The 18,354-nt window shown below is 69.7% G+C and carries 15 protein-coding genes, 1 tRNA gene and 3 pseudogenes; 11 read left to right on the plus strand and 8 right to left on the minus strand.

Features of this window, described 5'->3' with window-relative positions; translation table 11 throughout:
* Positions 1 to 143 precede the first annotated feature (143 nt).
* From ABZO29_RS09970 to pknB, 3 genes are all read right to left on the minus strand, one after another.
* The gene (locus ABZO29_RS09970; protein WP_367319780.1) at positions 144 to 3,158 is read right to left on the minus strand and encodes an AAA family ATPase; all 3,015 of its coding nucleotides are present in this window, start codon (positions 3,156 to 3,158) and stop codon (positions 144 to 146) included.
* Positions 3,159 to 3,226: 68 nt separating this feature from the next.
* Positions 3,227 to 3,448, minus strand: coding sequence for a hypothetical protein (locus ABZO29_RS09975; protein WP_367319781.1), 222 nt, complete (start codon positions 3,446 to 3,448; stop codon positions 3,227 to 3,229).
* Positions 3,445 to 4,839, minus strand: coding sequence for a Stk1 family PASTA domain-containing Ser/Thr kinase (gene pknB, locus ABZO29_RS09980; protein WP_367319782.1), 1,395 nt, complete (start codon positions 4,837 to 4,839; stop codon positions 3,445 to 3,447). Before pknB ends, ABZO29_RS09975 begins: the two co-directional genes overlap by 4 nt.
* 519 nt (positions 4,840 to 5,358) lie before the next feature.
* On the opposite strand from pknB, the gene ABZO29_RS09985 reads away from it, so the two are divergent.
* Genes ABZO29_RS09985 through ABZO29_RS10000 form a run of 4 tightly spaced genes read left to right on the plus strand, consistent with a single transcriptional unit; the run spans position 5,359 to position 8,271 of the window.
* On the plus strand, positions 5,359 to 6,078 hold the full coding sequence (locus ABZO29_RS09985) for a response regulator transcription factor (protein ID WP_367319783.1): 720 nt from the start codon (positions 5,359 to 5,361) through the stop codon (positions 6,076 to 6,078).
* Positions 6,075 to 7,571 (plus strand): sensor histidine kinase, encoded by a 1,497-nt coding sequence (locus tag ABZO29_RS09990; RefSeq protein ID WP_367319784.1) that lies wholly within the window; start codon positions 6,075 to 6,077, stop codon positions 7,569 to 7,571. The genes ABZO29_RS09985 and ABZO29_RS09990 overlap by 4 nt, the downstream gene beginning before the upstream one ends.
* A gap of 50 nt (positions 7,572 to 7,621) precedes the next feature.
* Positions 7,622 to 8,032, plus strand: coding sequence for a hypothetical protein (locus ABZO29_RS09995; RefSeq protein WP_367319785.1), 411 nt, complete (start codon positions 7,622 to 7,624; stop codon positions 8,030 to 8,032).
* Entirely contained in the window at positions 8,029 to 8,271 is a 243-nt protein-coding gene (locus ABZO29_RS10000) for a hypothetical protein (RefSeq protein ID WP_367319786.1), read from the plus strand. Before ABZO29_RS09995 ends, ABZO29_RS10000 begins: the two co-directional genes overlap by 4 nt.
* Before the next feature lie 454 nt (positions 8,272 to 8,725).
* Here ABZO29_RS10000 and ABZO29_RS10005 read toward each other — a convergent pair whose 3' ends face one another.
* Complete coding sequence (locus ABZO29_RS10005; RefSeq protein ID WP_367319787.1) at positions 8,726 to 9,430, minus strand: hypothetical protein; 705 nt, start codon at positions 9,428 to 9,430, stop codon at positions 8,726 to 8,728.
* Positions 9,431 to 10,260: 830 nt separating this feature from the next.
* Between ABZO29_RS10005 and ABZO29_RS10010 the strand changes: the two genes are divergently transcribed.
* The 6 genes and pseudogenes from ABZO29_RS10010 to ABZO29_RS10035 all read left to right on the plus strand — a co-directional run bounded on the left by ABZO29_RS10010 (position 10,261) and on the right by ABZO29_RS10035 (position 13,634).
* Positions 10,261 to 10,605 (plus strand): Rieske (2Fe-2S) protein, encoded by a 345-nt coding sequence (locus tag ABZO29_RS10010; protein ID WP_367319788.1) that lies wholly within the window; start codon positions 10,261 to 10,263, stop codon positions 10,603 to 10,605.
* A 159-nt stretch (positions 10,606 to 10,764) separates the two neighbouring features.
* Positions 10,765 to 11,115 (plus strand): annotated as a pseudogene (locus ABZO29_RS10015) (transposase); the annotation flags it as partial.
* A 540-nt stretch (positions 11,116 to 11,655) separates the two neighbouring features.
* Positions 11,656 to 12,027: a hypothetical protein gene (locus tag ABZO29_RS10020; RefSeq protein ID WP_256333262.1), complete on the plus strand. Its 372-nt coding sequence runs from the start codon at positions 11,656 to 11,658 to the stop codon at positions 12,025 to 12,027.
* A 114-nt stretch (positions 12,028 to 12,141) separates the two neighbouring features.
* Positions 12,142 to 12,285, plus strand: a complete 144-nt coding sequence (locus tag ABZO29_RS10025; RefSeq protein ID WP_367319789.1) for a DUF4184 family protein — start codon at positions 12,142 to 12,144, stop codon at positions 12,283 to 12,285.
* Between the two features lie 170 nt (positions 12,286 to 12,455).
* Positions 12,456 to 12,899, plus strand: a complete 444-nt coding sequence (locus ABZO29_RS10030) for a DUF4184 family protein (protein WP_367319790.1) — start codon at positions 12,456 to 12,458, stop codon at positions 12,897 to 12,899.
* A gap of 414 nt (positions 12,900 to 13,313) precedes the next feature.
* Complete coding sequence (locus ABZO29_RS10035; protein WP_367319791.1) at positions 13,314 to 13,634, plus strand: ABC transporter substrate-binding protein; 321 nt, start codon at positions 13,314 to 13,316, stop codon at positions 13,632 to 13,634.
* A 548-nt stretch (positions 13,635 to 14,182) separates the two neighbouring features.
* On the opposite strand, the gene ABZO29_RS10040 is transcribed toward ABZO29_RS10035, so the two are convergent.
* The 3 genes and pseudogenes from ABZO29_RS10040 to ABZO29_RS10050 form a co-directional block, all read right to left on the minus strand.
* Positions 14,183 to 14,267, minus strand: a tRNA-Leu gene (locus ABZO29_RS10040).
* A 184-nt stretch (positions 14,268 to 14,451) separates the two neighbouring features.
* A complete protein-coding gene (locus tag ABZO29_RS10045) occupies positions 14,452 to 15,993 on the minus strand; it encodes an aldehyde dehydrogenase family protein (RefSeq protein ID WP_367319792.1) in 1,542 nt (513 codons plus the stop codon).
* A 165-nt stretch (positions 15,994 to 16,158) separates the two neighbouring features.
* Positions 16,159 to 16,541, minus strand: a pseudogene (locus ABZO29_RS10050) (succinate--CoA ligase subunit alpha); the annotation flags it as partial.
* Between the two features lie 38 nt (positions 16,542 to 16,579).
* Here ABZO29_RS10050 and ABZO29_RS10055 point away from each other — a divergent pair.
* Positions 16,580 to 16,807: pseudogene (locus tag ABZO29_RS10055) on the plus strand (CoA-binding protein); the annotation flags it as partial.
* A 414-nt stretch (positions 16,808 to 17,221) separates the two neighbouring features.
* Here the strand turns inward: ABZO29_RS10055 and ABZO29_RS10060 are convergent.
* A complete protein-coding gene (locus ABZO29_RS10060) occupies positions 17,222 to 18,259 on the minus strand; it encodes a sugar phosphate isomerase/epimerase family protein (protein WP_367319793.1) in 1,038 nt (345 codons plus the stop codon).
* Positions 18,260 to 18,354: the final 95 nt, after the last annotated feature.

An 18,354-nucleotide genomic window follows, 5' to 3' on the forward strand; every position in this document is an offset into this window, starting at 1 on the left:
TCACGACCGGCGCCGGAAGTGGGGGCCGGTCGACTCCTGACGGTGACCGCGGCGACGCAGCGATGGACGCGCAGACCGTCGGCGTATTCGGTCTGTGAGGGCGGGAGGACGTCGACGGTCCTGCGGGCGGGGCGTATTCAAGCTCAGAGGTCGTTTCGTTCCAACGAGCAGCGGTTCAGGGTCGGTTCGGTCCGCCGGTCGAGGGCCGCGCGTGTCACGAGGCCCGCCAGTGCTGCCCGGGAGGGCAAACTGGTCTTGCGGTAGATGGCCGACAGGTGGCTCTCGACCGTGCGGCTGCTGAGGTACAGCTTCGTCGCGATGGCCTGGTTGCTCAGCCCTTCCGCGACGAGTTCGGCTATCTCCCTTTCTCTTTTGGTCAGTTGGTCGAGCTCTGTCGGTGTGCGGAGGGGTTCTTCCATCTGAGCTGATCGTTTGGTGAGTTGATCGAGTTGCGTCGGCGTGCGCGAGGACTCCTCGTTTTGCGGACGCACGATCACGGCCAGGTCGGACAACAGGCGTGCGTCGCCGTCGGCGAGGAGACTGTGGGCCCGTCTCCACATCGCGGCGGCGCGTCGGGCGTCACCCGCGGCCTGCGCTTGGGGGGTGGCCAGGAGCAGGGAGTACGCCTCCCAGAGCGTCGCACCGGAGGGTACGTACGCCTGCGCGGCGCGTTCGAAGAGACTGGCGGCCGCGCGTGGGTCGCCCCGATGCTGGGCGAGCGCCGCCTCGGCGCGCAGTGCCGCCCCCCGCTGGCCGTGCAGCCCCATCCGTTCGGCCTCCGCGACTGCCTGTGCCGCCCAGCGCGCGGCCTGCCCGGCGTCGCCGACCGCGAGGGCGGTGTTGACGAGGGTTTCCAGCTGGCCGGGGCGGATCGAGGGCTGGAGTTTCAGCAGTTCGGGACCGCCCGCCGTCAGAATGGCGTGCTGTGCCCGGTGCGGCTCGCCGCTGACGAGGGTCGCTTGGCCGAGCATGCATCCGGCAAGTGAGGCCCACCAGTGTGCGCTTCCGCCGGCCGCGGCCACGGCCTCCTCGGCGGTCGTCAGGGCACCGGTGTCGCCCAGAGGGCGGCACAGGAGGAGGATCAGCGCCTTGAAACACAGTGTGAAGGCCAGGAGATCGCTGCTGCCGATGGCTCGTGCGACGGATTCCGCCTCCTCTGCCGACTCCAGGGCGGCCGGCAACCGGCACGTGGTGAGCTGCACGAAGGCCTTGCCGGTGAGCAGGTGAGGCAGAACGTGGACCTGGCCGCTGCGGCGAGCGACGTCCAGTCCCCGGTCGGCGTGGCGTTCCGCGTCGGCATAGCGCTCCAGCACGGCTTCGGCCCAGGCCAGCCAGACCAGCGACTCGGAGACTTCCGTGACGGCGGGATCGGTGAAGCCGTCCACGAGCCCGGCCGCGGCGTCGGCGAACCCGCGCGCCGTTGCGGCCTGCCCTTCGTAGGCCTCACCCAGCGACGCCAGCGCCAGGACCGCTGCCTCGCCCATGAGATCGCCGTGTGAGCGGGCCACCGCGAGGGTCCGCGCGATGTCGTCTCGTACGTCGGCGTAGGAGACGGTGTTCAGGGCGGCCATGCCGAGGGCGAGTCCCAGGGAGACCGCCTGGCGCGGCTCGGGGCCGGGGGTGCGAGCCAGTTCCCGCTGCAGCAGGGCGAGCGCTTCAGGGGAGTGCCCGAGGTGGCGTTCCATCATGGCGCACAACGCCGTCGCGTCCCCGCGCAGCGACACGTCGTCCTGCCCCGGCCCGCTGATCAGCGCATGCAGCAGATCACGGCTCTCCCACAGGCTGCCGCCCACACCCAGCGCTCTGGCTCGCGCCAGCGTCAGCTCGCCGCGCTGCCGCGCGTAGGCGGGCGTGTCCGGCATGAGCCGCAGGACGACCTCCAGCAGGTGTGCGGCCGTGGCGGGTGCCGTGTGGGCGAACTGGGCGGCGGCCTCGCTCAGAACGGCTGCCGCCACTGGATCCCAGCCGACCAGCGATCTCTCCACGTGGTGGGCGCGTTCGGCGGCGGGAGCGCCGGCCCTGGCCAGTTCCTCCGCAGCGATGCGGTGGATCTCGGTACGCCGGGATGCGGGGGTGTGCTCGTAGACCGACGCCCGCAGCAGCGGGTGGCGAAGTGTCCAGCGGCCGTCGGAGCCAAGGCGCAGCAGATCCCGGCGTGCCAGCACCTCGATGCGGTCGTCGAGTTCAGCCGCCGTGGGGTTCCCCGTCGTCAGACTCACCATGGTGGGTGTGGCGTGATCCCCGAGGACCGCCACCGCTTCGACGGTACGTCGCTGTGCGTCGGTCAGAGTGGTCAGTTCCTCCAGGAGCAGGGAGACGAGCCCGCTCGGCACCCCCGTCGCGGTGTCGTCGTGGCCCCTGGCGATGGTGCCGCGCCGTGCGCCGTGCTGGTAGGCGTGCAGGAGGCAACGGAGGTAGAGCGGGTTGCCCCCGCTGGCCTCGTAGATCTCCTTGGCGTCGCGCGGTGGCAGATCCGGGGCCAGTGCCTCGATCGACTCCTGCTCGGCCAGCGGTCGCAGCCTCGTGCGCAGAACCGCTCCGCTGTCGACGCCCTGCATGAGCGCGGCGTTAAGGCGGGGCGGCGTCTGTCGTTCGCGGCGGGCCACGACCAGCAGCACCCGCCCGCGTACCGGGTGCCGGATCATGTGGTCCAGCAATTCCAGGGACGCGGGATCCGCCCAGTGCAGGTCGTCCAGCACCATCACCAGCCCGCTCCGCTCCCCGAGCCCGGTCAGCACGTCCGCGACGGCGCGGTAGAGGCCGAAGCGGTCGCCGACGCCCGTGCCCTGTGCCGCGTGCTGCGCCGCGCCGGCGCCGTACAGCACGGGTGCCGCCGCCTCGGGCACGGCGTCCGAGGAGAGGAAGGAGGGATCGGCGTCGACGAACGCGTCCGTGAACGCCTGGAACGGGGTGTGCAGTTCGTACTCCGTGGCCCTGCCGCGCAGCACGGTCAGCCCCCGCTGCCGCGCCCTCGCACAGAACTCGCTGAGCAGTCGGCTCTTGCCCATGCCGGCGTCTCCGGCGACGTCGATCACTGCGGGAGCGTCGTCCTGCCCCACACGGCCGATCACCGAGTCGAATCGTGCCAGTTCGGCAGCTCTGCCGACCAGCTTCGTCGCCGTCTCGTCGAACGCCAACACCATCGTGTCCCCCTCCATTGATGTCCCCCTCGGTGAGCGCTCCGGTCCCTTCGGACAGGACGCCCCGGAAGTCTGTGCGGTCGTCATCACGGGGGGGGTAGTGCGGTGCGGCCGACCGGGTTCTGGCGGTCCAGGACGAAGGCGCCGTCGACACAGACCCCCCGAGATCGTCGTGCGGCCCTCAGTCCGGCGGCTGCGGCGCCTCTCGCCGTGGCCGCGTGGATCCATGTGCCGCTGGGCATGCCCCGCAGCTGGGCGGCGAGGCTGAAACTGCGTCCGGAGGGCAGCACCGAAACGACTGTCGTCATGGTTTGGCAGCTCCATCTCGGCCCGACAGTCCGGTGGGCATGCTTCGCTCACTTGTCACCAGCTTCTCGTGGTGTGTCGGGGAGGCCGATGCGGTGTCTGTGCGCCGGTCCCTGGGGGAGACAAGGACGGTGATGACCGAGCCTTGATCGAGCAGGGAGCCGGCAGACGGACTCTGGCCGCAGACGCGGCCCCCTGTTTGCCTGGGGTCGCTGCAGGCGCCCGAGCTGCTGCGCACCAGGCGGAATCCGGTGGTCCGGGCTTGGTCCCGTGCGTCCGGCAGCGTTCTTCCGAGCAGGTCCGGAGCGGGCACTTGAGGCGGGGTGGACTCGGCGGCGGAATGGAGGGTCGGCCAGACGAACGTTCCTGCACCGCCGAGTGCGATGACCAGCCAAACGGCCACGGCGGGAAGGACGCGGCGGGGGCGTGTTCGACGGCGGGGGCTCCTTGCCTTGTGTGGGGCGGCTGATGGTGGCTCGCTCCGCTCCGAGTCGAACTCGGTCCGCTCCGAGTCGCAATGGAGGGTTGCGGTGGTTGGGGCCTCGGCCGTCAGTGAGGTCCGCACCGCGGCAACGGCGACCCGCATCGCCGGAGCGTCCTGGTGACGTTGTGCCGGGTCCTTCGCGAGCGCCTTCAGGACCAGTGCGTCCACCTCCGGGGGAACGCCGGGAACGAGCTCCGAGGGGGCTCGCGGTGTTTCCTGGACTTGGCGGTGGGCGACCGAGAGGGGAGAGCCGCCATGGAAGGGAGGGCGTCCGGTCAGCAGCTCATGGAAAAGGCAGCCGACCGCGTACAGGTCGCTGCGCGCGTCCGCGGGCTGCCCGGTGGCCTGCTCCGGCGACAGGTATTCCGCGGTGCCAATCACTATGGAGGCCTGAGTGATCGCCGTCTCCTGGCCCGACATGGCCCGCGCGATGCCGAAGTCCGTCACCTTGGCGGCGCCGTCTGCGGTCAGCATGACGTTGGCAGGCTTGACATCACGATGGACGATGCCTGCCCCATGGGCGTGTTCCAGTGCCCCCAGGACGCCGTCCGTCAGCTCCAGCGCCTGCTGAAGCGTGGGGGGATTCTCGGAGCGCAGCCTCTCGGCGAGTGTCGTCCCGGGCACGTACTCCATCACGATGTACGGCAGGACGCCGCCGCCGGTCAGTTGTTCCTCGCCGCTGTCGTAGACAGCCACCACTGACGGGTGGTTCAGTGACGCCGCCGACCTTGCCTCGCGGCGGAATCGCTCGTGGAAGTACGGGTCGAAGGCCAGGTCGGCACGCAATGTCTTCACCGCCACCGTACGCCCGAGCCGCATGTCCTGAGCCAGGTAAACCTCGGCCATTCCTCCGCTGCCGAGGCGGGTACCGACGCGGTAACGTCCCGCCAGTGTCTGACGCTGGATCACCTGTTCTCCTGTGGGCGCACTGCTGCGGGCGCGGTGGACGATACTGCCGGCCAAGCCCCGTGTGAGGTCCGGAGGGCCCGTTCGCGGAGCACGTGGTCGCCCCGAGTGGCCCGGCCCGCACCCCTTCGGCACAGGCGGCCGGACCGTAACGGGGAAGTCTGTGGAAATCTTGTGGGGCGCCTGGCGGTGCCCACGCGGCCTCGACCTGTTCTGCGGCCTGCTCCCGTGACCGGTCAGGGGGCGTCGAGGGGGCATCTTCCGGTGCGGGAGGAGGGGCCCCGGCGATGAAGTTCTCGGGGCGGTGGCAGCAGTCAACTTCCGTACTGGGGGCCTGCTCGCCCTGCCCACCGATCACCATGCAATGGTGGTGCTGCTCGCCGATGTCCAGCCCGGCCCAGATCTTTCGGGCACGGAGGCACTGACGGGCCCGCGGAGGCACGGTAGGCACGGTCCTTGTGGAAACTCTGTGATCCCAGGAGCAGATCCGGGCGCCGCTTCGGCGCACGTACCATCGCCGCCGTGAGAACCGACATACATGGTGGCGAGCGGGTGCTGGTCGCCGACGACGACGCGGCCGTCCGACGCTCTCTGGAACGCGGACTGAGGCTTGACGGTTTCTCGGTGCTCCTCGCGGACGACGGCCACAGCGCGCTCGCCGCCGTCCGGGGCAAGGCGCCGGACGTGGTGGTGCTGGATGTCTCGATGCCCGGCCCCAGCGGGATCGAGGTATGCCGGACGCTGCGGGACGAGGGCAACGACGTGCCCGTGCTGATGCTCTCCGCCCTGGACGAGCTGGCCGACCGGGTCGCCGGCCTGCAGGCGGGGGGCGACGACTACTTGGTCAAGCCGTTCGCTCTGCAGGAGTTGGTGCTGCGGTTGCGCGCGTTGCTGCGTCGCAGGCCCCCGGTGGTCAACGACGAGGTGTGTGCCGGCGGCCTGGTGATCGATCCCGGACGGTGCGAGGCCCGGCTGGACGGAGCACCACTGACGCTCACCCGGCGTGAGTTCGGACTGCTGGAAGCGCTGGTACGCAACACCGGTCTGGTGCTCACGCGTGAGCAGTTGCTCGATCGGGTGTGGGGATACGACTTCGACGTGCGTACGGATGTCGTGGACACCTTCGTCAGTTATCTGAGGCGCAAGCTGGAAGCGGGCGGCCGGCCCCGGATCCTGCACACGGTGCGCGGGGTCGGATTCGTGCTGCGCGATGACCGGGCACCGAACGGGAGCGAGCGATGAGGCTGTCCACCCGGGTCGCGTTGGCCGTGGGCATGCTCGTACCGCTGGTGGTGCTGGCGGCGGGCGCCCTGTTGCTGCAGATGGTCGCCCATGACCTGCACGCCCAGCAGGACGACTATCTGCGGGAACGCGCACAGGCCACGCTTGTGGACGCCAAAGCACTCCTGCGCGCCGCCGCCAAGGACCGTTCCACGGTCGAGGAGGCCCGGCAGCGGCAACTGTTCACCTCCGCACTGGATGTCGGCATACGGCTCACCGGTCCCGAAGGCACCGTGTCGGGCGGCCCGCAGCCCGACGCCTCGGTCGCGTTGCCCGCCACAGCGCGTGTGCCGGTGACGGTGCGGGCCGAGGGAGCCCGCTGGCGTGTTCTCTCGGTGCCCGTGACCGGCTCGGCGCCCGGGGTCCGGGGGACGCTGTGGCTGTTCTCACCCGACACCGCCGCCAGGACCCAACTCGGCTTCGTGCGGCGGCGGATGGTCGCCACCGCCTTGCTCAGTGCCCCGGTGGCCGGCGTGCTGGCCTGGGCTGCCACCGCACACGCCGCCCGCCCCCTGCGCAGACTCCAGCAGCGTGCCGGCGGCCTCGACCCCCGGGCCAGCGCGGCCCGTTTGGAACACACTCCGAGCCGGATCACCGAGGTCGACGATCTCGCCCACGCATTGCAGACCGCGCTTGCCCGCTATGACGAGCAGGTCGGCCGTACGACAGAGGCATTGGCCACAGCCCGTTCGTTCGCCGCGGCCGCTTCGCACGAACTGCGCAATCCCCTGATGAGCATGGGAACCAACCTCGACATCCTCATCGGCCACCTCCGCCTGCCGGAGACAGAACGGGCCGAGGTACTGGAGGATCTACGGCGGGAGCACGGCCGGGTGCTGGCTCTGCTGGTGATGCTCCGCGCACTCACCGAGGGGGACCTGGTCGAGGCGGACGCCTTCGGCCCCGTCGACCTGGCAGATGTTGTCGACGCAGCCGTGGCCGATCTGCGGCGGCGTCACCCGGGCGCGGAGGTGCTGGTGAACGCCCCTGAGGGCCTGCGCGTGCAGGGCTGGGAACAAGGCCTGCGTTCGGTGGTGGACAACCTCCTGACCAACGCCGTCGTCCACGGCAGTACGGATGCTCGCCCGGCCCAGGTCAGCATCTTGGTGCGCCGCGTCCATGAGACGAATGGCCCGACCGCCGTCCTCACCGTTGACGACCGCGGGCCGGGGATTCCGCCCGCGGCGCGGGCCTCCGTCTTTGAGCGCTTCTGCAGGCGCCCCGACAGCCCCGGCTCCGGTCTGGGGCTGACGCTGGTCGCTCAGCAGACGGCCCTGCACGGCGGGCGGATCACCGTCCAGGACCGACCCGACGGGCCCGGCGCACGATTCGAAGTACGCCTTCCCCTCACCGACACACGGGACACAGCAACCCTGACCCTGCCCCTGCTGCGCCGGGACTGGCTCAACGCAGGCGCGCGGGAACCACAGAGTTTCCACAAAGCCGGCTCCTAGCTTCTGCCTGAGCGGCGGAGTGCCGCAACAGACAGCAGAAGGAGAACCTCATGCTGCGAAGGAAGACCACCGTGGCGGCAGTTGCCTGTCTCGCCTTGCTACTCGGGGGTTCAGGGGTGGCTGCCGCCGATGGCGGCAGCCCGACGTCCAGCCCGAGTGCGGGCCCCACGGGGGACGGGGCGCAGGCGCTGTGCAAGCGTGCCGTGCGGATCGAAAAGCGCATCGACAAGTCTTTGACCCGCCTGAACGGCCCGGTGAGCGTGCGTGGTTCCATCGCGCGGCTCCAGCAGCGGGTCGACAACGCCAAGGCGGCGGGACACGGCGCGGTTGAGACCTACCTCAACGGCCGGCTCGCATACCGCAAGTCACTTGTTCCCACGCTCGAGCAGCGGAGCAAGGACCTCGCGAAGGTCTCCGACTGGTGCGAGGCGAACACCACGGCCAACGGGGCCACCCCGTGACGCTCCCGGCCCGCGGTGCGGCCCTGGCCGCCGGGGTGGTGCTCTGTGCCGCCGTCACCGCCGCCTGCGGTACGGACCGCGACCCGGGCGGCGGCGGCCGACAGCCGTCCGGGATCGCCGTCACCGCCACGGTCGCACCGGATCCAGCTGCCACCGACCTCACGGATCTGACCCGCATCCTGGACCGCGCCGAGAGCGCGGCCGCGGCCGCAGAATCCGATGGAGCCGACGACGATTGATCACCTGGGACTCCTGCCGCCTCCGCGCGGACAGAGGTCCCGGCCAGGGCAGCACCATCCCGGGCCGGCAGCTCGACCCCGGAAATCTCACAAACATCACTCCCGGCATCCACTCCGTCGCGCCACGCACGGGCGGGAAGGAGTCCCAGTGACTGAGTCAAGCTGCCTGCGTGGCCGGCGGAGTGGGGGCGAATGGGCGGTGTTGCGCAGAAGAGCCCGCAGCGAGTCTGACGCGCATGACAACGGCGAGGACCCGTTGCCCGCTCCCGGGGCGAGGCAGCGGCAGGAGAACTCTCCCAGCGACGCCGGCTGTGATGTCGCCGCTGGCTCCCATCGGACGGGAAACACCATCTTCATCTGCGGGCATCTGTCGAGCTCTCGGCCTCGTCCGTCACGGGATCCTTGTGTCCTTCGCCCCGCCCGCCGAGGCAAACTACGACCTCGTAGCCGTTGCTCATCCGGCCGCGACCGTGGTGTCCGCCGGGGCGGCCGTCCGGTCCCGCCGGATCTTCCTGCGCAGCCCCGCCAGCGCGGACAGGACTCCGGCCCCGGCGGGTACGGCGGGCCAGAACGAGAGGGAATGCCCGAACAGGGTGAACACTATGAGTACGACCCCCGTCATCATCGCGAAGAAGGCTCCGGTCATCCAGAACCTTTCCAGCGTATGTCGGTCCACCCAGCCCCCTCCGCGCACCCGTATCAGGAAGGCGGCGGCCCCCAGGGCGAAGCCGATCGCGTACCCCACCATCAGCGGGTACACGAACAGCTTGACGCCCCAACTCCCGCGCAGCCAGCCCGGCCACACGTTGTGCCCGTCGATCTCCACGAGCCTCCCGTGCCACAGGCGTGCCTCGACCCGTTGCCCCTCGTGGAAGTCGGTGAAGGACAGGTTCTGTACACGGTTCGCCGTCTTCACCTCGTTGCCGACGCGCAGTTCGATCCTGTACTCGCGGGAGTTGACCCAGATGCCGCGGCTGCCCGTCTGACCCCCTCCTCCCACGTATCCCGACGTCGAGTGGACGGTCACCTCGGTGACGACGGCGTCCGTCGTGTCCAGGGTCCCGCTCGACCGTGCGTGGGCGACGGCCGCCTCGACGTAGGTGCTGTATGCCAGCAGCACGATCAGGACGGCCATGGTGAGGCGTATCAGCCTGCCCAAGACCAATCGGAACCAACCCCAACCGGATCTCTTGGGCGGTATCGCGTCCTCGGTCATTCCTGCCCCTCACTTTGCGTACAGCACGGGCGAAAACACTGCCCAGACCGATCACACGCCGGACGTCGGACTTCGGTTGCGGCTCATCCGTGGACCTCCACGTCCCCGACCTGAACCGCGCAGCACAACAGCGCCTCGCCGGGATTCAGTTGAGCGTGAGGCCCGCCGACTCCGCCGTGTCGAGGAGCGTGCCGCTGTCGGCCGTCCACGCGGTCAGGGTGTTGCTCGCGGTGTAGCGCACGGTGAACGGGCCGGGTTCGGGCGGTGGCCGCTCGTCGAGGCTCCACCGGGCGGGGTGGGAGAAGGCGTTCGTCGCATGCGGCGTTCACGGGGATGCCGGCGGCCGGCAGCGCCGTACGCACGGTCTCGACGAAGCCCGGCGGGCCGCAGAGGCACGCCTCGCCTCCACCGTGCCGTCGGCCGCCGAGAGGGCTGCCGCCCGCTACGGGCTGGAGGACATGATTACGGACATCGCGCTGACCTGGCCGCGTAGAAACCGCGTCCTGATCCTAGCCGGGAACGAGCAGCCATATTGCACGGTCCGCATGCCAAAACCTCCCAGGCGCTGCTTTCGGGTCTTCCGTAAAACCACGTATACGGATACGTAGGTCGCACTTGGCCGAGGGGAAATAGGGGGTCGCCCTGGAAGTCGGGCGCTCGGTGATTTCTCGGGTCAGGTCGTCAACTTCTTGACAGACAAATGGTCATCCTGAATTACTTGGCCTCGCCGCACTCAAACCGAATGTTCGGTCGGTCCATGGGGGTGGAAGGACATGATCCAGTCCATGCGCCCGGCTCCCGGCCCGATGCCGACGACGTCCACCGACGGCCGTCCGCGCCGCCCGCACGGCGAGCGCGGTGGAGGCACGGACGGAGGCATCCACATGAGGCTACGTCAGATCGCCGAGAACACCGTGGCCGTGGCGAACACCCCGACGGGCACCGTGCTCGTCGACGCCACCTGCCCGCACCGGGGAGGCCTGCTGCGCCACGGCCACGTGGACCGTGCGGGCACCCGTCTGGTGTGCCCGCTGCACCACTCCGCCTTCAGCCTGACCGACGGCACCCAACTCTCCGGGCCGGCCTGCCGCGCCCTGCGTGTACGTCACCAGGAGTGAGCCACAGCAATGTGCTTCGGCACCAGCCGGCATCGAACCCGCTTCCCCACCACTCATCGGAGTCGCACCATGCCTCGCCTCACCTGGCGCGGATTCTTCCGGCGCGCCACACTGGCCGCCGCACGACCTGCTGTGCGACTGCGCCCGCCGGGCCCCATGCGCACTCCCGTCCTGGCGGTCGGCGACGGCGCCCTGGGCTTCTGGAAGGCCCTCACGGAGGTGTTCCCCGGAACCCGCGAGCAGAGGTGCTGGGTTCATAAACCGCAAATGTGCTCGACTCCATGCCGAAGTCCGCGCAGCCCGGCGCGACCCTGCGCACCACGAACCCGAGCGAGTTGACCTTCTCCACCGTCCGGCTGCGGACCAAGGTCACCCGCGGCGCCGACTTCCGCACCGCCGACTTGGCGATGGCGGGCCGTGAACGCACCCCACCTCGTCGCCCTCGTCCGAAACGGAGCCCGCTTCGAACGCGGCGTCCTCATACAGCGTGAGGAGGCCAGTGCAGCATGACCGATCAGGTGAAAGGCCCGCTGCTGGTCCTTCGATGTCGACGGGCCGCTCCTTCTGTTCGGCCAGGACCGCAGCGCGAGCCGAAAGACGCAGACCCCCACCCCCACCTGGCGCGGCTCAACCCCGAGCCGGAACCTGGCAGATGCTTCACGAACACTGTGAGTGATTACGTGTTTTCACCGATGCCAGGGAGTCACACGGCGAAGAAACTCGTTCACGAGCCGCACATCGGCGCAGGCCGGACGCTCTCGGGCGCCTTCGCTTGCGAGTCGGAGCCGGTTCAGCCGACCGCCGTGTCGCCGGCCGGCGAGCAGCACCAGAGCGGTACAGGGAAGGCAACGCGTGAACCGTCAGCAAGTGGAATTCCATGCCTCATGCGGGCACTTGATCTCAGCCCCAGCCGACCGTGCCGGGCAGAACGTCCGTTGCCCCCACTGCCACCGGGTAGTCCCGGCTCCGGCTGCCGATGTTCCGTACGCCTCGCCCGCGCTCACACCCAGCCCTGTTCCCGAGCCGACCACGTCGGTGGAGCCGGCCGCCTTGACCGCCCTCTACGTGACCGCCCTCATCGCCGGTGTGCTGGGGGCCGCCTGCGTCTATCTGGTCATGTTCAACGAGCTCGACGAGTCCGAACTGGTCACGATCACTCCGCTGTGGTCCTTCCCGATCGTCTTCGGCCTGTACGGCTTCGTCTCCCAGCGACTGTTGCGGCGTATCTCCGCGGGGCACGCGGGAACCCTCAGCCAGGCCGCCCGCATGTCGATCGACGTGGCCGGTTTCTGGGCGCTCCCGGCGCTCTTCCCGTTCCTGGTACTGAGATGGCGCAGCTCCCTTCTCGTGTCGCTGGCGGCGGCGGTCTTCTGGGCCGTACTGCTGTGGTTCTTCTTCGCGGCTGTCTTCCCGACCCTCTGAGCGCGGTCACCGCATCACCTGGCGCAAACGAAAGAAAGCACCGATGTCCGAGCTCCGGCGGAGTGCGGCACCGCGTGCAAGAACGGCAATCCACAAGTATTGACGATGACTCCGATGCCACTGACCTTTCCCTCTCATGCTGCCGCCGTGATGCCATTGAAGATACGGCGACCTCACTGGTTCGACGGCGTCGCACTGGTGGTCGGTTCGACCGTGCCCGATCTTCCCTACGCGGTGGGCGCGCCCTTGCTGACGTAGGGACACACCTGGGCCGGACTCGCCCTGTGGGGCATCCCCTTGAGCGTTGTCGCCACTTTGCTCATCCGGCGGTCGGCCCCTGTCGTTGCCGCCCACTTGCCGGGCTGGTGGCGTGAGTACGGAGTCCTGGGGCAGGTGCGCCATCGCTGGTACGTCACGGTGATCTCGACGTGGACGGGAGCGGTCACCACCGCCTCTGGGATGACGTCACCCACGACGGGCTGGCTGGGACCTCATTGGGCTTTGCCGTGCTCGGCAGACCCATGGTGCCCGGCATACCGTGGTGGGTCACCCTGCACACGGCCTCCACGCTGATCGGAATCATCGGCTGGATCTGGGCGACCATACACATCGGACGTCGCGGACTGCTGAGGAGTTGGCATGGCCCGCCTCCACTGGTCGCAACGCGGCCCGCACTGTTCTGGACGTCGGTCGTGATGACCATGACGCCGGGTGCTGTCGCCTCCGTGATGCTTCCCGGCGGGCGCATTCCGATTGTCTTCTTCGAACGGCTGCTGTGCGTGTCCGCGGGCGCCTTGGCACTGACGGCAGTTGTTGTTCTCCCGCTGTCGAGCACCGTGAGCCTTGGGCCCGGCCGGGATGCCGAGCGATGACCTGGGGAACGGACCGGTGCACACCTCACACCCGGCGGTGTGCGGCATCCCGGGCAACCCGTGACACCGCCGACGTGTCTTGACGGGCGGGAGCGGCGCGGGGAGGAGCCCGCGGTGGCTGGGGATTGCCCGGGATCTGCTCCGCGCCGCCTTCGGGGGCGGGCGCGGATACGGATTCCGGGTCGCCCTCTGCTTCGGGGCCAGCGCCGCCTTCGCCCGGGCGCTGCTGCACTCCCGCTGGTACGGGCAGCACACGCACGCCAGGACGGGTCACTGCATGTCCGGTGCGGTCAACTGTTGTTCGGCCCAGATGGTCTTGCCACGAGGAGTCTGGCGGCTGCCCCAGCGTTCGGCGATCTGGGCGACCGGTAGCAGGCCGCGTCCACCTTCATCGAAAATGCGGGCCCGGCGCAGGTGCGGCGCGGTACTGACACGGCAGAGAACACCGACTTCCTGCAGCGCTACCGAGCCGCGTTCGGAGCCTGCGCGCCGACACCGTCGGCCGTGACCGAATCGGCCTACGAGGGCCTGCACCTGTTCGCCCAGGCGGCGAGGCAGGCCGGATCACCACAAGGCACCGAAGTCTCTCGCGCTCTGCGCCGTCTCACGCCGACGGGGCCGCGCGGCAGGGTTTCGGTGGGAGCCGACGGCCGACTGAGGCAGAGCATGTACCTGGCCGAGGCCACTGCCACCGGGTTCGTCGTCCGCGCGCAGATGCCGTCCACTGCAGCCTGAAACGGATAGAAGTACCACCCGGACCATCCACTCGGTCGCCACCTGGGCGCATCAGCGACCGGATCGTCAATCGCGCCGAGGATCACCTCGTCCACGGCGTCAGCCGAGATCGCCGAGCGCCGTTCCGCCTCACCGACGACGAGGGCGGCCAAGTCGTCGGGGCGTACCGAAGCGGGGGCGCCTCTGTGACGGCCCCGCGGGGTGCCCCGTCGATCAGCTGACCTCGGCTTCAGACACGGCCGCTCTCCTCCTCAGGGGCGTGGCGGCGTGACTGGACCACTGAAACTGAGAAGCGGCCGGTGACGAAGGCCGGGTCGGTGAGGGAAGCCCAGAAACGTCAGGTCACCAAGAACCAAGGGATGACGAAGGACGAGATCCGATCCATGATCAGGAAACTGGACCCATCCACGAGGTCCTCACAGAAGCCGACCCGCAGGACAAGGCCGAGGTGTACGGGAATCCCGGCCTCAAACTCACGTTTGACCCTGGTAAACAGCTCGTGCGGGCCGAGGCAACCCTCGACCCGCACAAGTTGGGGATATGGTCCGTGTCCGAGGGGGGACTTGAACCCCCACGCCCGATAAAGGGCACTAGCACCTCAAGCTAGCGCGTCTGCCATTCCGCCACCCGGACCAGGTGTCTGCCGCCTCGGCGGGGGTGTTCCCCGCGGCGACATGGACAACCATACCAAGGTTTCGGAGTGCGTTTCACCTGCGTTTCCGTGCGCGGGACGGTGCCTGTGGAGGGACGGGAGGACCACTGCGGGCGATCTCCCCGAGTGATCGATCGATCACGATGGTGGACCTCCGATCTCGGGTCAGGGCATGAGGTGGTAGTCCGGGAAGTTCCCCGGCAGCCGCTCCCCCGCCGGGCCCTGGGTGACCGCGCGCACCAGTAGCTCGCCGCCGACGAACGCGCCGCGCCAGGACGCGCCGAACCCGCCGAACAGCTCGTCGCGGTCGCCGCGGGAGCGCGGTTTGCCGTGGCCGACCTTGAAGGCACGGATCTGCGGGGCCAGTCGGTCGTAGGTGGCGCGGTCGTCGGTGGACAGGGTGGCGACCAGCGCGCCGTTGGACGCGTTCATCGCGGCCAGCAGCTCCGCCTCCGTGTCGACCAGGACGATGGTGTCGACCGGGCCGAACGGCTCCGCGTGGTGCAGTGGGGAGGACGGCGGCGGATTGAGGAGCGTGACCGGCTGGACGTACGCCGAGGTGTCCTGGCCGGGCAGGAAGGGGGCATCGCTCAGCCCGCCGCGGTACAGCGGTACGGCCCCGCGGTTGACGGCGACCGCCACCTGGTCGGTGAGCTCCTTGGCCTTGGCCGCGTTGATCAACGGACCGAAGTCCAGCTGCGGGAATGGGTCGTCGCGCTTCTCCACCGCCAGCGGATGCCCCACCTTGAGCGTGCGCACCGCCGGGAGGTACGCCGCCAGGAACTCGTCGAACAACTCACGCTGGACGACGAAGCGCGGGTACGCCGTGCAGCGCTGTTTGCCGTAGTCGAAGAGCTTGGGTACGACCGCCGTGAGCGCGTCCCAGTCCGAGTAGTTCCAGATGCCCCAGGTGTTGAGCCCTTCCTGTTCGAGTACGTGGCGCTTGCCGAGGTCGGCCACGGCCGTGGCCACCGCGGCGCCGGTGTCGCGGCCGCCGACGAAGGAGACGCAGCCGATCTCGGGCGCCCGCACCAGCGCCTCCGACAGCTCTCCCCCGCTGCCGCTGACGAGGGTGACGGGAAGTCCCTCACGGGCGGCGAGCGCGCAGGCCAGAGTCAGACAGGCGACACCGCCGTCGGTCGGGGTCTTGGCGATGACCGCATTGCCTGCCAGGGCCTGTACCAGCAATGCGTGAACGAGCACGCTCATCGGATAGTTCCAGCTCGCGATGTTCGACACCGGGCCGTCCAGCGGGCCGCGTCCCGCGAGCATCGGCTCGATGCCGTCCACGTACCAGCGCACCCCGTCGATGGCGCGGTCGACGTCCGCCTGGGCCAGCCGCCAGGGCTTGCCGATCTCCCAGACGAGCAGCAGGGCGAGGAGTTCGCGGTGCTGGGTGAGGGCGTCGAGGGTGGCCGCGACGCGGGCGCGCCTCTCGTCCAGTGGTGTGTGCCGCCAGGCGCGGTGCTGGTCCAGCGAGGCACGGACGGCCCGGCGCGCGGTGGCCCGGTCCAGACGCGGCGGGCCCGCGATGCGGCTGCCGTCGACCGGGCTGGTGGCGGGCAGGGCCCGGCCGTCGGCCTGCCAGGCCGAGTTCCAGAGGTTGAGGACTCGGTCGTCCCGGAAGGCCTCCGGAGCGACGGCGAGGCAGCGCCGCCAGGCGTCGGCCCAGGACGCGCCTGATTTGAGGGTGAGGGTGATTGCCATCGGATTGCTCCGCTCTCGGTGCACAGTCGAGAGGAAAAGGGCCCGTAGGGCCTTCCCTGGAAGGGTGGTGCTGGGTGACGGGCGGGCGGGTCTTGCGTGGCTACGAAGGACGCCGGCGAGATGCGGCAACTCCTGAAAGTTACCTCACATAAACCAAGAGTGACATCACGCGCCGCTCTCCAGCAGGGCCAGAACCAGCCGGGCCGTCTCGGTCGGCGTGCTGCCGACCTTGACGCCGACAGCCTCCAGCGCCTCCTTCTTCGCCGCCGCCGTGCCGGTCGAACCGGAGACGATCGCTCCCGCGTGCCCCATCGCCTTGCCCTCGGGTGCGGTGAAGCCGGCGATGTAGCCGACGACCGGCTTGGTACGTGCTCGCGGATGTGTGCGGCGGCGCGCTCCTCCGCGTCGCCGCCGATCTCTCCGATGAGGACGATCAGTTCGGTGTCGGGGTCGTCCTGGAAGGCGGTGAGGCAGTCGGTGTGGGTCGTTCCGACCACGGGGTCGCCGCCGATGCCGACGCAGGTCGAGAAGCCGATGTCGCGGAGGTCGACGCTCGACGTGGTCGCGGGCTGCGGCGCGCGCCCACACTCCCCCGATGGTCTTCGCCGAGCTCACCGCGCGCGTGGTGGCCGAGTTCCGGGAGCGCGGCGTCGAGAAGCCCGTGGTGGCGTCGCTGGCGGGCGACGTCGAGGTCGAGGAGGCCTGCCAGTACCTCTACGAGCGCGGTGTCGTGGCATACCCGTACACGACCGAGAAGCCGGTGGCGGCACTCGGCGCGAAGTACCGGTGGGCGCGGGCGGCGGAGGTCCTGTGACGGCCGGGCCCCACACGGATTCGGCCAGGGGTGCGGGGGTTGCCCGCCCCCGGGCGAGACGCAGCCCGGTGGGCGCGGGCGGCGGGGTCCTGTGACGGCCGGGGCCCGCACAGGATCGGCCGGAAATCCGGGGGTCGCCCCCCGGGCGAAACACGGCCCGGTGGGCGCGGGCGGCGGGGTCCTGTGATGGCTCGACTGTTGGGGGGCGGGTCATGAGGTAGCTGAACACGGGGTCGGTCGACGGTGCGCGTCGGCCGGCCCCGGGACCCGAGCGCGCACGAAAGGCATTGGACAGGGGGCGCTGGCCAGAACTTTCGACGCTGCCGCAGGTGGCGGGCTGACGGCCGCCCGGCGTGACATGAGGAGGCCCTCCCCGCACCCGGGGAGGGCCTCCTCATGCTCCTTCAGGGGTTCTCAGCACTTCTCCCGCAGCGAGTGCAGGTACTCGCTGGAGCGCCGGGCGAAGGTGAAGGACTCGGTGGGCTGGTCGTGCTCGGCCTGCCAGTGGTGGGCGAACCGCTCCCCGCGCAGGCGGGTGACGGCCGAGATGAACCGCTGGTAGTCGATGTCGCCGTCACCGACGTCGACCATGCGGTAGCCGAACTGGTTCGACGGGTCACTCACTCCGTCCTTCACGTGGAAGAGCGGGTAGCGGTGAGGCCGCTTCAGTACGTAGTTCAGGGGCTCGAAGGGCGCGGGCGTGCCGTCGGGCCGCGTCGAGAAGCGGAACTGGCCCACGTACGCCCAGAAGATGTCCATCTCGAGGAAGACGAGGTCGGGGTCGGTCTCGGTGAGCAGCACGTCGTAGAGGCGCACCTTGGGGTTGTCGGAGGCGAAGGAGAACTCGTCGGAGTGGTTGTGCTGGTAGAACTTCATGCCGCATGCCTTCGCCGCCGCGCCGTAGGCGTTGAAGTCCTCGGCCGCGCGCTTCCACGCGTCGACGGTGGAGCCGTAGCGGAACGGTCCTGCGGCGGTGCCGATGTGCTTCAGGCCGAGGGCCTGGGCGTCGTCGAGGACCTTGGTGAGGTTCTGGGCGAAGGTGTAGGCGTTGGGGTCGCTGGAGTAGTAGCCGACGTGGCTGCCGATGGGAGTCAGGCCGTGGTCCCTGGCCAGCCGCTTGAGCTGGGCGAGGGTGATCGGGCCCGCGGAGCCCTGCGTGTAGCCGGCGAACTCGACCTCGTCGTAGCCGTACTTCTCCAGTTCGGCGAAGACGGGGGCGAAGCCGAGCGTGGAGACCTTGTCGCGCAGGCTGTACAGCTGGATGCCGAGCCGGCCGGGGGGCAGGACGGGGCGGCCGCGGCCGGCGGCCGTTTCCGCCGTGGTGGCGGCCGTCGCCGGTGCCGCTGCGGCGCCCAGCAGCGCGGCGGCCGTGGCGCCCGCGGCCACGCCCAGCATGCCTCTTCTGCTGAGGCGGTGGGTGAGTTCGGGATCGGTCTGGGAGATGCGGCTCATGCCTGGAACTCCTCGGGGTCGGAGGGCGTTGTCAGTGGTGAGTGCTTCACTTGTGACCAGTCGGAAGAGACGGGTCGGTGGGACCGGTGGGCCGA

It is taken from the genome of Streptomyces sp. HUAS ZL42 (assembly GCF_040782645.1).
GTDB lineage: Bacteria > Actinomycetota > Actinomycetes > Streptomycetales > Streptomycetaceae > Streptomyces.

Coding starts and splice junctions, on each gene's coding strand:
- ABZO29_RS09990 (WP_367319784.1), top strand. CDS start 6,075: ATGAGGCTGTCCACCCGGGTCGCGTTGGCCGTGGGCATGCTCGTACCG.
- ABZO29_RS10010 (WP_367319788.1), top strand. CDS start 10,261: ATGATCCAGTCCATGCGCCCGGCTCCCGGCCCGATGCCGACGACGTCC.
- ABZO29_RS10025 (WP_367319789.1), top strand. CDS start 12,142: ATGCCACTGACCTTTCCCTCTCATGCTGCCGCCGTGATGCCATTGAAG.
- ABZO29_RS10045 (WP_367319792.1), bottom strand. CDS start 15,993: ATGGCAATCACCCTCACCCTCAAATCAGGCGCGTCCTGGGCCGACGCC.
- ABZO29_RS10060 (WP_367319793.1), bottom strand. CDS start 18,259: ATGAGCCGCATCTCCCAGACCGATCCCGAACTCACCCACCGCCTCAGC.
- ABZO29_RS09970 (WP_367319780.1), bottom strand. CDS start 3,158: ATGGAGGGGGACACGATGGTGTTGGCGTTCGACGAGACGGCGACGAAG.
- ABZO29_RS09995 (WP_367319785.1), top strand. CDS start 7,622: ATGCTGCGAAGGAAGACCACCGTGGCGGCAGTTGCCTGTCTCGCCTTG.
- ABZO29_RS09975 (WP_367319781.1), bottom strand. CDS start 3,448: ATGACGACAGTCGTTTCGGTGCTGCCCTCCGGACGCAGTTTCAGCCTC.